Here is a 13,506-nt window from a genome sequence, read left to right on the forward strand (position 1 = left end):
AGTCGCCTTCCGGCTGATGCAGGTCGGCCCGCGAGGCTGGTAAGAGCCTCTTGTGAACGAACACCAAAAACATCATCATTCTGAGCGGCGCTGAACACGGCTGAGCGTCAGCCGGTGACGGAGACCGAGAGAAACCGTGGGAACGGGTCAGGTCGGGGTGCCTGGTGTCCGGTTGAGCAGTTCGTCGTAGGCGGTGGTTGAGGGTGTTGGGCGGTTGTCTGCGGGCAGGCCCGTCAGGACGATTCCCAGTTTGGCCTGTGCGTCCTGGTCGTCTCTCTGGGCAGCGGCCAGCGCCTCGTAGGCGGTGGATCGGCCGATCTTGAGGGTGCGGGCGGCTTCGGTGACCGTCGTGCCGTCGTTGACGAGGCGGCGAAGGGTGGCGAGTTCGGCGGGGCCGATGGCGCGGGGCCGGCCGGTCTTCTTCTTGCCGGGTAGCCTGCGGCCTTCGGCTTCACGGCGGGCGGTCGCGGCGATCCCGTCGGCCTGACGTTCAGCGCGCAGTTCCAGCTCGTACTCGGCGGCTGCGGCCAGGACGGCGAACATGAACCGGCCCTCTTTGGTGTCGAGGTCGAAGTTCTCGGTGAGGGAGACGACCTTCACACCCCGGTGGCGCAGGTCGTTGACGGTGGTCAGGACGTGGGCGGCGGAGCGGCCCCACCGGTCGGACTTCCAGAATTTCACGGTGTCGCCCGCGTCGGCGACGGCCAGGAGTTCGCGCCACTGTGGCCGATCGACGCCGTGCTTGCCCGACAGCTTCTCGGCGAAGATGCGGTCGTAGCCGGAGGCCTCGATCGCGTCGATCTGGAGCTGGGGGTTCTGATCGCGGGAGGAGACCCGCACGTAGGCGAAGACCCGCCCGGCCATGCCCTCGGCGGGGCGCCCGGGCAGGGGCACATTGGGGTAGAGCTCGGCGTAGCGAGCGGCGTTGGTTTCGACGTGCGCACGGCCGGCGTCGTTGATGAAGGCGTAGGAGCCGCGCAGTTCCCTGTCGTCGGGGACGCGCTGGTCGACCAGCGGCCCTTCAGCGGTCGTGCGCCGGTTGATGTTGAGGCGGGTGAAGTCGCGGGCCGCGTCGCTGCGGACGGCGAAGCATCCCTCCTGGCCGGCGAGGTAGGCCTCGACGAGCCGCCGCCACAGGTCCTCGGTCAGCAGCCCTTTCGGCGGCCTCTTCGCCATTCCCGTACCTCCATGCCGTCCGGAAAGGTCTACTCGCCACTACGCCTCAGCGACCGTACTCGAGCACCGGGCAATGTCGGAGCCGGTCGCTACCGTAACTTCGGTAGCCCTCCGAGTTCGGGCGGAACGGAGACGTCATGACCGGGCGTACGATCGCATACTGTCGAGTCTCAGCACGAGATCAGAATCCCGAACTCCAACTCCTGGCTCTTGAGCGTCACGGGTACGACCGGTTGTTCTCTGAGGTCGCCTCGGGCGCGAGGAATGATCGCCCCGAGTGGCAGGCGTGCATGGACGAACTCCAGGGCGGTGACACGCTGGTGTTCTGGAAGTCCGATCGGTTCGGGCGATCCGCCGTCCATGTCCTGGGCGTCGTCGACGAACTCCGGCAGCGTGGAGTCAAGGTGATCTCGCTGACAGAGTCCTTCGACCTGGACACGCCGCAGGGACGGTTTATGTTCACTGTGCTGGCCGCGGCCGCGGAGTACGAGCTCGCACTCCGCGCGGAACGACAGGCGGCAGGAATCGCAGCCGCCAGGCAGCGTGAGGCCGAAGGCCGCATGCTGCCTGGCAAACAGAAGACCGGACGTCCCCGCGCCATCGGCCTCGCCGAACTCGACACCCTGCGCGGCCTGGTCGCCGACGGCAAAACCGTGACCGAAGCCGCACGCACCCTCAAGATCGGTCGTTCCAGCGCATATCAAGCGCTTAAGGAACATCGGTCTGCGGGCCCCGACTGATCACAAGACGTCTACCTTTCTGGACACCGTAGCGACCAGGCACGATGCCGTCCATAAACCTCCGTCCGGAAAGTCGGTGCGGAACGGCCCGAAGCGTTACCGGAATTCAGGGCGTACATCGTCAGGGATCGGAAGAATCGGCGTGTGGATCACTCGGGCGGGCTGGAGACCGACGTCGTGTTCCAGCTCCGGGTGGTCCTCGCCGGGGTCAGCCCGATGATCTGGCGTCGCCTGCTCGTGACCGCGACCACCTCGATCGCCGACCTGCATGAAATAGTTCAGCGCTCGTTCGGGTGGAGCGACGAGGGCCTGCACCGCTTCACCGTCCACGGCGTGGAGTACGGGTGCTGGCGTCCGGGGGCGGCTGGGTTCTCCACCGATGGCCACCAGGTGCGCCTATCGCGGTTCGACCTCCGGAACGGTGAGCGGTTCACCTACGACTACGACTTCTTCGCCGGCTGGCGGCTGGAGATCCGGGTGGAGAAGACCCTCACCCGCGTGCCAGGCCGCCGCTATCCCGCCTGCACCGGCGGTGCCCGCCAGGCCCCGCCGGAGTCCTGCCGCGGCGTGCGGGAATTCCTTGAGCTACGGCAGCGCTGGCCCCTGGTCATCATGGCGGGCCGCCTCGCCGAGCTCATGACCGACTTCCTCGACCGCGTCGAAGACCGAGCGCGAGCGGCGGAGTTCCTCGCCGAACACCGCGATGAGCTCACCTTCCTCACGGGGATCGCCCGCCTGGACGACTTCGACAAGACCGAGCTCAACACCGCCCTGCACGCCCTCGACCCGCCCCGCGTCCTGGAGGACGAACCCGCGTGAAGATCACCGTTCAGCTCGTCATCGACGCCCAGGACGGCACCCCGCCCATCGTGGAGCACGTCACCGCGCTCGCCCGCGACGACCTCAGCCTCGCGACCGCCGGGCTGGCACTCACCGAAGCGCATGAGGTGCTGTCCGGCGTCCAGCGCCACCTCCTCACCGCCCAGGTCCAGGCCGCCGTCGACGCCGAACAGCGCTGCGCTCACTGCGGCCAGGCCCGCGCCCGCAAGGACACCCGGCAGATCGTGCTGCGCACCCTGTTCGGCACCCTCCGCCTGGACAGCCCGCGCCTGAAGACATGCCCGTGCGCGCCATCGGAGGCCGCGACGTTCAGCCCGATCGCTGCGGCGCTGCCCGAGCGCACCGTTCCGGAGCTGCTGTTGTGGGAGGCCAAGTACGCCGCGCTCACCTCCTACGGCACCGCCGCCACCCTGCTCGCCGAGACCTTCCCACTCGGCCGACCCCTGCACGCCACCACCATCCGCCAGCAAGTCGAGCGCACCGCGACCCGCCTGGAGAACGAACTCGGCGAGGAACGCTTCAGCTTCATCGACACCTGCCCCCGCGACCTGGAGACCATGCCCCGCCCGGACCTACCGCTGGTCGTCGCCCTGGACGGCGGCTACATCCACTCCAGCAACCAGACCTCCCGCCGCGACGGCTGGTTCGAAGCCGTCACCGGCCGCTCCACCCCCACCGGCGGCGGCCCCGCCAAGACCTTCGCGTTCGTCCAGACCTACGACCACAAACCCAAACGCCGCCTGTACGAACTTCTGCGCTCCCAGGGCATGACCGACAACCAGCAGATCGTGTTCCTCACCGACGGCGGCGAGGACATCCGCGACCTGCCCCGCTACCTCAACCCCCAAACCGAGCACTACCTCGACTGGTTCCACATCACCATGCGCCTCACCGTCCTGCGCCAAAGCACCCGATCTCTTCGGCCACCGGCCGCAGACGTCGAGGACTTCACCGTCGACCCCACCGAGACCGACCGGACCCTGGAACGGATCAAGCACTACCTGTGGCACGGCAACACCTTCCGCGCCCTCGACCTACTCACCGACCTCGCCGAGGACTACGAACTGCTGTGCGCGAACCAGCCCGACGACAAGCAGCGCACCTTCCACACCCGGCTGTCCGAGTTCCGCACCTACATCAACCGCAACCAGCACGAGATCCCCAACTACGGCGAACGCCACCGCAACGGCGAGGCCATCTCCAGCGCCACCGCCGAAGCCACCGTCAACCACGTCATCAGCCGCCGCATGGTCAAGAAACAGCAGATGAGATGGACACCCCGCGGCGCCCACCTCCTCCTGCAGATCCGCACCCGCGTCCTCAACCACGACCTCGAAGCCGACTTCACCCGCTGGTACCCCGGCTCAGATCAAGCACTCAGCCTCGCGGCCTGACCCGTCCCACAGTTTCTCCCGGTCTCTGTACGCCGAACAGCGGAAGCCGCGCGTGTGTGCACCGTCGCGCACACAAGTACAGGCAGAACCGACATCTGATGCATAGGAGTGGCGGGCATCGAGAATGCCCCGGACTCCTCTGCAACCGACTTCTCAGCCACGTGTCCACAGTCGAGGGTTCGAGGTCAAGCGAGTGACCGCAACATCAGTGACGATCACTCGCTTGACCTCGCCAGTGTATGAAACCTAGATCTAGGAGTTGCGTATTGACTGGATGAGGTCCGCGAGAAGTGGCCCTATGTACGGAAGGGCATCGCGATGATCCATGAGCAAGTGCTTCGCGATGACCATGTATACGACATCATCAAGATAGTCGTCATGGAGCATGATGACGTCTTCATATGCATGTAGTACTCGGGTCAGATTAGCTGTGTCCATCGACTCTAGAGCCGGATGCAGTGCCGCGACCGAACTGGAGAGAATGTACTCGTGTGCTCCGACGTCGACTCCAGCGTCTTCCGCTACCTGCTCGGCGTTCAGTATCTCCGCGCGTGCTTCAGGTAGGTTGCGCCACAGTATCTCGCGCAGGTGTGGCCAATTGCTATCGATCATCAACCCTCACAGACGCAATCGAATCCGACTTGAATCTGAATCGTACCGCACCAAGTCTAGATGGTGAGATTGTGCACTTCTTCGGGAGTGAGTTGCCCCTGCCCGCAGTGGTTCTTGACGAGGCAGATGTAGAGCTCAACGAAGTAGCCTCCTACGTCAAGGGCTGCGAGGGCGCCGCCCATCGCCTTGGCGAATCCACTCGCCTTCAGTCCCGGCCCGCCTGAGGGTATGTGCTTTGGCCTAGTGTATGGCCTTACTTCAAACTTCTCTTTCGTTATATCTCGAATGCTATAGTTTGTTACTAGGGTTTTATATGAGTTGATGTAGGTTCTGAGTCTGACGGGGTCTCCCTTCACGTATGCAGTTACCGCTCCGGCCTTATCTCTAACATTGATGGCCGCCCACAGTTCTGCAAGCTCTTTGCGGGCGATGAATTCATCAGACTTGGAGAGTCCTCCGCTAGCAATCAGTTTAGATAGGCCGGTAGCCGAGTCCATCAACTTCTGAAGATGGTAGCCAGGCCTCGTTTCTGAGAGCATGATGCCGAACTGAAACTCAAACCTCAGGGCTGCTGAAACCTTGCCGTCTCCGACGACACCGTTGGAGACTGGGTCCGTTTCGTAGATGCCGTTCAGAAGGTTACGCAGCTTGGCATTTTCTACTGTCGGCGGCGGAACGGGCCTGTTGGGAACCCATTTTGTGCCGTCATAATGGTTCTTAGCGAGAAACTTCTTGCATGCATCTGATGATGGTTCTTCGCATATTGTTGGCGCAGCCGCAGAGAGAGAGCCGCTGTGACGTCCGCTTCTGAGGTCCGCGAGCGACACTTGTGCCGAGTTGAGGGCAGAGCTGCCACCTACGGTCAGCCAGAGGTCAAGCTCGCCTTGATCGTCAAGATCTGGCTGCCATTCTGACATGTACAGATCTTGAACTACCTTGGCGGCTCCCCAGAAGTTGGCTTTCTTGGGAATTTGGCGCCCGTTGGACATGTAGCCGTAGCCGATTCGGGCAATCTCTTCGTCTGACAGGCCGGGGCCATAAAAGTAGTCATATCCAGGAGCGGTAATGAAGTTATTCCACCACAACTGCTGCACGTAGGACTCGTGGCAAATGCTTCCGTACCCCTCGCACCCGGCACTAGCCCAGCCAGCTTCTCGGAGTGCGCCCCCTGGCACTGCGGCTGTGGAGTGACCACTAGGGTCAGTGCCGGTCAGTGGTGACCCGTTGGCGTAGGTGTAGCGGTTGCCCTGCACCGAAGGATTCGGGCTGAGTGTCATGCTGTCGCGTGAGGCAAACCCTCCCGTGGCCGGCTGGTACCAGCGGGCGTGCATGTTGACTTTTCCGGTATCAGGGTCGGTGTACTCGCCCTGGTAGCCCATAGCTTGACGAGCGCCTGATTGAGCGGTGATGGCGCCAAAGGGGTCGTAGGCGATAGAGGTGGCAAGTGCAGTGCTGGTAAAGGTGGCAATCACGTCACCGTGCAGGTCGCTCATTGCCCCGACGGCCGCGCCGGCTCCTTCTTTCAGACTGATCAAATCACCAGAGATACCACGCGAATAGGTGGACTGGATAACACCGGCGGTGTTCGCAGCAGCGACGATGTCATTGCTGAGGCCGCGATAGCGGAAGCGCTGCTCGGTTCCTCCGCCGGTCCGCGCCTTCATCCGGCCAAGGGCGTCGTAGGCGTAGGCGGTTCCGCTGTCGTCCATGAGTTGGTCGAAGGCGTTGAAGGCCATGGTGCGGGTGACACCGGATTTGGTTTCGGTGGCGGTGGTGCCGCGGGGGGTATAGGTGTAGTCGGTGCCGTCGCCGCTGGTGAGGCGATTACGGGCGTCGTAGGTGAAGGTTTTGGCGCCGGCTTTGGTGCGATTGCCGGAGGCGTCCCATTCGTAGGTGGTTGCGGTTTCGCCGGGGGCGGTCCAGGAGGTGAGGCGGCCTGCGTGGTCGTAGGCGTAGGTGTTGTTGCCTGCTCCTGATGTGCCGGCGGTGAGTTTGCTGGTGAGGTTGTCGTTGTTGTCCCAACCGTAGGTGATCTTGGCAAGTTGGGTGCCGGAGCTGTTCTTCAGGGTGTGGGTGGTCAGCCGGTCGACTGCATCGTGGGTGTAGATCTGCGATCCGGGCTGGGATCCGGTGGCGGTCGTAGAAGTGAGCCGGTCGGCGTTGTCATAGGCGTAGGTGAGGGTGCGGCTGGTGAGGGGGTCGGTGGTGGTGGCCAGGCGGGAGGCGTTGTCCCAGGTGAAGTTGAACGTGCCTGCGGCGTCCACCCGCTGGGTGGGGTTGCCGAGGGCGTCGTAGGTGTAGGCGGTTTCCTGGATGGCGCCGGTGCTAATTTTGGTGATCAGGCTGCGGTCGTTGTACTCGACTGACTTGTCGCCGATCGCGGTGGGTCGTCCGCTCAGGTCGAAGCTAAAGGCACGAGCGGTCGTGGTGGCCTCTGCGCCGGTGCCGGTTTCGGCGGTGAGGTTGCCGAGTGCGTCGAAGGTGCGGTCGATGCGTACGCCGCCGGGCTGGAGGGTGGCGGTCTGGTTGCCGACTGCGTCGTAGATGTTGGTCCAGGTGCGGTCGGCTAGGTTCGGGTGCGTGCTTGTTGGTGGCTCGATGAGCGATTCGACCAGGCCGAGGGTGTTGTGGGTAGTCCAGGTGGCGTTGCCGCGACCGTCGGTCAGGCGGGTCCGGGCGCCGGCGGCGTCGTATCCGAACATGGTGGTGATGGAGGAGGTCGCGGTGACGGGCTCGATCAACGATGTCTGCCTGTTGAGCCCATCGAATGTCTGTTGGGTGACCTGACCTTCAGGAGAGGTGGTGCTGGTCTTGTTTCCGGCGGCGTCGTGTCCGAAGCCGTAGGTGCGTACCAGGGTGCCGAGGGAATCCAGGTTTTTGGCGGCCGTCTGGCGTCCGGCCAGGTCGTACTCGGCCGCAGTTGTGTTGCCCAGCGCGTCGGTGGTCTTAGTCAGGCGGCCCAGGAGGTCGTAGGCCATGGTGGTGGTGTGGTTCAGGGGGTCTGTTTGCGCAGTCGTCTCTCCGGCGGCATTCACAACAAGAGTCGTGGTCTTGTTTCCGGGAGCGATCTTCTTGGTTGGTACGCTCGCGTCGTTGTACTCGAGCTTGGTGGTGAACGATGTGGTGGTTGGATGGCGTTCGACGTGGGTGGCGGTGATCTGGCGGCCGAGGTCGTCGTAGGTGGTCTCGGTGCGGACACCGACTTGGTCGATGGTGGCGAGGGTCTCGCCTAGCAGGTCGTACTCGATGCTGGCGCGTCCTCCAGGTGGCGTAGCTGGCGGAGTTCCGGGAGCGGTTACCGGGGTGGTCATGTCGCTCTGGATCTGCGCCGGAGTGAGGGCTTGGTCGTAGACGCGGACTTCGTCGATGAGGCCGGAGAACCACTCATTCCAGTTGCGGTTGCCGCCGATGCGCAGGGCGCCGGGGGTGGCGTTGTTGATGTCGCCGGTTTCGGCCTGGGTGGCGGCTTCGGTGCCGTTGACGTACAGGCGCATGGTGGTGCCGTCGTAGGTCAGGGCGAGGTGGGACCAGGTGGTGGTGGACAGGGGGGTGTTGGTGCGGACGGGTTTGTCCAGGGTGCCGAGGTTGATGTTGCCTTCGGGGCCCGGGTAGGTGTTGCTGCTGTGCAAGGAGTAGGACAGGCCTGCGGTGCGTTCCTTCATCAGCACGGTGCGCCAGCCGGTGGTGGTGGTCGGCTTGACCCAGGCTTCCAGGGTCATCCCGCCGGTCAGGCGCAGGGAGGGGTCGTCGGCGATGGTGAGCAGGCTGGAGGTGCCGTTGAAGGTGACGGCCTGGCCGTACTTTCCGGTGCTCCAGGTGATGTTCTCGCCGGTGGCGTGGTTGCCTTCGCCGGAGGAGTCGGCGACGGCGGTGCCGGTGCCTTCGTTCATGCCGTAGGCGGCTACCGGGGTCGGGCCGGTGGGGGCGGTGCCCGTACTGGGGTCGGTGAGGCGGACCGGGCGGCCGAGTTTGTCGTATTCGATGGTGCTCTGGCCGCCGCGCGGGTCGGTGGTGGAGGTGAGCTGGCCTGCAGCGTCGTAGGTGTGGGTGGTGGTGGGGGTGACGGCGCTGCTGGCGCCGGGCGGGGTGTAGGCGGGCAGGGCGGTGCTGGTCAGGCGGCCCGCTTTGTCGTAGGTGGAGATCGTGGTGCGGTTCTCGGCGTCGGTGACGTGGGTCTTGGCGCCGAAGGTGTCGTAGCCGATCGTGCTGGTGGGGCGGCCGGTGGTGGAAGATCCGTTCTTGTCGATGGCAACCGGGGGCGCCTTGGTCTCGATGAGGCGGCCGAGTAGGTCGTAGCGCAGGTTGGTGCTGTAGTCGGCGGGAGTGGCCCCGGGGGCGTTGCCGCGCGGGTCGGTGATCTTGGTGGGCAGGCCGCGGTCGTCGTAGGTGATGGTGGAGACCAGGTCGTCGGCGCCGTTCTCAATCTTCTCGCTGGTCGGCTGGCCGTTCGAGCTGTAGGTCATCTCTTTGACCTCGGTACGAGCGGTGCCCGCACCGGTCTTGGTAATGCGGGTGACGTAGCCGGCGGCGTCGTAGACGTAGGCGCTCTTGCGAGCCACTCCAGCTGGGTCGAATGTTCGGGAGGTCAGACGACCGGCAGCGTCGTAGACGTAGTCGGTGGTGGCGATGCCGCCGCCGGTGACCTTCTTGGTGAGGTTGCCCGCCTTGTCGTAGGTGTTGGCCTCCAGCACCACGTCGCGTACGGTGATCGAGCCGTTCAGCTTGGCGTCGTCGGCGACAGCCTGCGACAGGCGGTTGTCGTTGAAGTAGGTGAACGCCTTCTTACGGCCCATCGCGTCCACCGTGCTAGCCAAGCGACCTGCCGGATCGTAGGTACGCGACTCCAGCACCACATCGGAAGGGGGTTGCGGGTTCAGCGGGCTGCTGGTCCAGTTCTTGAGCGTGGTCGAGGTCAGCTCGCCACGCTTGCTGTATCCAAGCGCCAGGACGGTACCTCGAGCATCAGTCGTGGTGACTGTGCGACCCATGGCGTCCCAGGTCTGGCCAACCACACCCCCTTCGGGGTTGGTGACCGTGGCGGGGCGGCCGAGGGTGTCGTAGGTGTAGGAGGTAGTGCGGGCAGGGTCGCCACCAGTCAGGTCCATGACCGTCTCGCTCAGTCGTGCACCGTCCGCGGTGTAGGTGTAGCTGGTCTTGGCGGTGTGCACCACATTGGTCGTCTCATTGCGCACACCCGGCGCTGTCACCGTCACCGTCTGGTTCAAGCCATTGAAGGTGAACTCGGTGGTGACTCCGGCCGGCTGTGCGGTCGAGACCACCGTCTGTGAGATGGGCCGACCGAGCACGTCGTAGCCAGTCTTGGTCACCAGCCCCTTTGCGTCGGTCTGCTCGGCGAGGTCACCAGCCGCCGTGTAGCGCAGGCTTCGAGTGTTGCCACCCAGATCAATCGCTACCTTGGGCAAGCCTGCGAGGACGGTGCCCGGGCCAACGGCGGCTTCGGTGCCGTCTGTGTAGGTCACTGTGGTCGAACGACCGTTGGGGAAGTCCGGTGTGGCTGGCGTGGTCAGTTTCGTCTGCTGGCCGTAGGTGTTGTATTCCAGTGTGGTGGCGTAGGTGTTGTCGGTGGTGCCTGCCGAGCGGGCGTCGCGGAAGACCGTGGGGCGGTCGTTGCGCGCGTCGAAGGGGTCGGCGGCATTGACGTAGTACCCGATATAAGAGGTTTGGCAGTTGCCGGCCGCCCGGCACGTCGTTCTGGACAGGACGTTGCCGCGGGCGTCGTTGGTGTACTGGACGGTGTTGTTGTTGGGGTCGGTGACCTTGGAGACGAAGCCGCCGGTGTCGTACTCGGTGGTGGTCTTCTTGCCGAGCTGGTCGGTCTGTGACAGCGGGCGGTAGCCGCGCCAGGCGTCGTAGGTGTGGGTGACCTGGTTGTTGTTCGGGTCGGTGATCTTGACGGTGGACACGCCGGTGGAGGCGCTGTAGTCCAGGGCGCCGATCTGCCACAGGCCGCCGTGCGGGCTGGTGTGCGTCTTGAGCCGGTCGGTGGCCGCATCGTAGGTGTTGACGGCCCACACCCGCCCGGACGGCAGGGTGATCTTCGACAGCTTGTACGGCACCGCGGCCTGCAACCCGTGGTGCAGCGCGACGGCGGCGGCGGTCAGCGGCTTGGCGTAGATCGCCACCTCGTCCAGGGCGCCGTCGAAGGGGAAGGCCGTGCTCACGTTCACCGCGCCGGGTGTGGCCGGCCACTGGCCGCCCTTGACCTGGCCGCGCCCGGCGGTGGCGTTGGACGGCCACGCGGCCACCGTCGCACCGTCCAGCACGCCGACCTCGGCGCCGTCCAGGTACATGCGCTGCCTGTCACCCGACAGGGTGATCGCCACATGGTGCCACTGGCCGTCGTTGACCGTGCCCGTCGTGGTGATCGGCGCGATCCCGGCCGTGCCCCCACCGGCCAGCAGGCGCAGCTGACCGCGCAGCTTGCCGTCGGTGCCGACGTAGACGAGGGCTGCGTTGTTGTCCTGGGTGGATCCGGCCGCCAGCAGCGCGCCGGAGGTGGTGGTCTTGAACCACGTCTCGAACGAGGCCGCGCTCTCCAGCCTGGCCAGCACATGCGCCGGCAGGGTCAGCTTCTTGGTCCCGCCGAAGACGGCAGCGGTGTCGGCGGTGCCCCCGAGGGCGCCCGGCTGCGCCAGCGTCACACCCGAGTAGGTCGCAGGACCCGCCGCCCAGCCAAGATCGGCCGCCGAGGTGCCGGTGGCTTCACCGAGGCGCCAGTAGCCCAGCGGGTCCGAATCCAGAACAGCGCTGCGATACAGGGAGCCGTTGGTGTACTCCAGCGCCGTGCAGTTCGGGGCGGCGTTGGGCACGCACACCTGGGTGAGCTGATCCCCGGTGTAGGTGTAGGTCCACGTCAGCGCACTCCCACCCACCGGCGCGGTGGACACGGTGGCCACATGAGCGCCCGACCAGGTGAAGTTCAGCACCCGCCCGCCCTCACCGGTGATGGTGGCGAGCTTGCCGCCCTCGTCGTAGGCGAAGTCCTGATCACGCCCCAGCTGGTCGGTGACCTTCGTCAGCCGCCCTGCCGCGTTGAACAGGTACACGGTGGAAGCGGTGTCCATCAACCGCCACCCGCCACCGGAGACCTCCGCCAGCGTGGCGTGCATACCGGGCGGCGGCTGGAACGTCCCGTCTCCCTTGGCGGAGAAGCGCACCTGACGCCCGTCCGGGTACGTCACCAGCAAAGTCGGGACAGCTGCCACCGACTCCGGCACGATCTTCATGTCATACCGCGTCGACCACCCGGCGCCGAACATGCCATCGCGGCGCGGGTCCATGCTGTTGTAGGAGCGCACGATCGCCAGCGGCGGCCCCGCCGTCGCCACGCTCGCGTCGGTGAACGTGGTGGTGTAGTTGCCCGCCAGCTGGTGGAACTCCTGCCCGGCCACGCCTGCGGTGGCCAGTTGCGAGGTGATCGGCGGCTGCCGCACCCCGGTGGTGAACGACAACACCGGTGTCGTGGTCACCTTGTTGCTGGAGACGTCGGTCGCGGTCACCTGCCACCAGTACTGCTTGCCCCACACCAGCTTGGCCGCGGGCACCCGCCAGGTGTTGACGTCGTTGGCCAGCACCCCGGAGGCCGTACAGCCGGTGCCGGTCATCGCGGCCACGTCACACACCTTGAACGTGTACTTGATCGCGTAGGTGCCCGCGTTGCTGTAGGCGTGCGAGACAAGCAGCGGCGTCAGCGAGTCGACCAGCATCTCATCGGAGGGGAACATGTCGTCGACCGTAGGAGCGGGCGGCTCCGGCTGCGGCGGCGGACCACTGTCACAGGCCCCCTGGTTCGACCAGTAGGAGTGCCACGTCACATCACCGCTGGAGTCGGTCTTGGTGTACTGGCTGCCCGGCTCCGCGTACTGCGGCACGCTGACATTCGCCTGATAGACCGTGCTCCCGCCATATAAAACCGTCGACCCGGCCGAATACGTGCTGGAAGAGCTGTACGTCGAATAGCTCGAACAGTAACCGGCCGCCATCGCCGCCATCATCGAGGAGGCAGCCTGCGGCTGCACCAGCAGGCGCGCTTCCGAGGGCAGTGCCCCCTCGGGCACCTGCGCCGCCTGGGGCGCTTCTTCCACCGCCACCACAGTGGCCGTGGCGCTGGTCTCCACCAGCGGAGCAACCCCGCCGGCCGTACCGGCCGCCTGACGCGGCGAGGCGGCATCACCCACAACGGCAACGGTGTTGATCGAGGCGAAGGCCGTGCTCTCGGCCGCCTGCACCGGTAAGGCGCTCAACTGCAGCAGGGTCGGCAAGGTGGCAGTCGTCACCCCCAGCACCAGCAACGATCTGCGGTGAGTAGAACCCAGCCGTGACACAAAGCGGCGCATACGCCGTCACACTCCGAACCGACCAGCGGCATCCGGGGACGCCGAAACACGCTCTCCCCGTCAGCGCCGCCAGGGGTGCCAACGGAAGAACGTTCCAAAGAACCAGGCGAAACGTAGCGATCAAGGGCATACAACATCAAGAGCAACTTCAGTCACAAAGAGAACACTCTCTGTATAAGTTCCACATAAGTTTGATCAGGCGCACATAGCCCACAGAAGATGGAAAACCAGCAAACAGAACATCCGGGTGCGACTGGTACGAGCCCGGCAGAGGCTTGCAGCAGGTATGGCGTCTTGGGCTGCCTATCAGGGACATAGGCGGAGAGCAGGCGCAGCGCGGTGTAGATCGCCGGGTCGCACTCGTAACCGCCGAAGCATCACGACTGC

The 13,506-nt window shown here is 65.1% G+C and carries 5 protein-coding genes; 3 read left to right on the forward strand and 2 right to left on the reverse strand.

Going from position 1 to position 13,506, the window contains the following annotated elements; genetic code table 11:
• Positions 1-147 precede the first annotated feature (147 nt).
• Positions 148-1,176 (reverse strand): recombinase family protein, encoded by a 1,029-nt coding sequence (locus ACTWNK_RS01095; RefSeq protein ID WP_474301585.1) that lies wholly within the window; start codon positions 1,174-1,176, stop codon positions 148-150.
• A 137-nt stretch (positions 1,177-1,313) separates the two neighbouring features.
• On the opposite strand from ACTWNK_RS01095, the gene ACTWNK_RS01100 reads away from it, so the two are divergent.
• The 3 genes from ACTWNK_RS01100 (at position 1,314) to ACTWNK_RS01110 (ending at position 4,150) form a co-directional block, all read left to right on the forward strand.
• Entirely contained in the window at positions 1,314-1,916 is a 603-nt protein-coding gene (locus ACTWNK_RS01100; RefSeq protein WP_474301586.1) for a recombinase family protein, read from the forward strand.
• Positions 1,917-2,060: 144 nt separating this feature from the next.
• Positions 2,061-2,735, forward strand: coding sequence for a plasmid pRiA4b ORF-3 family protein (locus ACTWNK_RS01105; RefSeq protein WP_474301587.1), 675 nt, complete (start codon positions 2,061-2,063; stop codon positions 2,733-2,735).
• A complete protein-coding gene (locus ACTWNK_RS01110; RefSeq protein WP_474301588.1) occupies positions 2,732-4,150 on the forward strand; it encodes an ISKra4 family transposase in 1,419 nt (472 codons plus the stop codon). The genes ACTWNK_RS01105 and ACTWNK_RS01110 overlap by 4 nt, the downstream gene beginning before the upstream one ends.
• Positions 4,151-4,818: 668 nt before the next feature.
• Here ACTWNK_RS01110 and ACTWNK_RS01115 read toward each other — a convergent pair.
• Positions 4,819-13,059, reverse strand: a complete 8,241-nt coding sequence (locus ACTWNK_RS01115) for a LamG-like jellyroll fold domain-containing protein (RefSeq protein ID WP_474301589.1) — start codon at positions 13,057-13,059, stop codon at positions 4,819-4,821.
• Between the last annotated feature and the right edge of the window lie 447 nt (positions 13,060-13,506).

This window comes from Nonomuraea sp. IBHARD001, assembly GCF_056106265.1.

Coding starts and splice junctions, on each gene's coding strand:
- ACTWNK_RS01095 (WP_474301585.1), bottom strand. CDS start 1,176: ATGGCGAAGAGGCCGCCGAAAGGGCTGCTGACCGAGGACCTGTGGCGG.
- ACTWNK_RS01100 (WP_474301586.1), top strand. CDS start 1,314: ATGACCGGGCGTACGATCGCATACTGTCGAGTCTCAGCACGAGATCAG.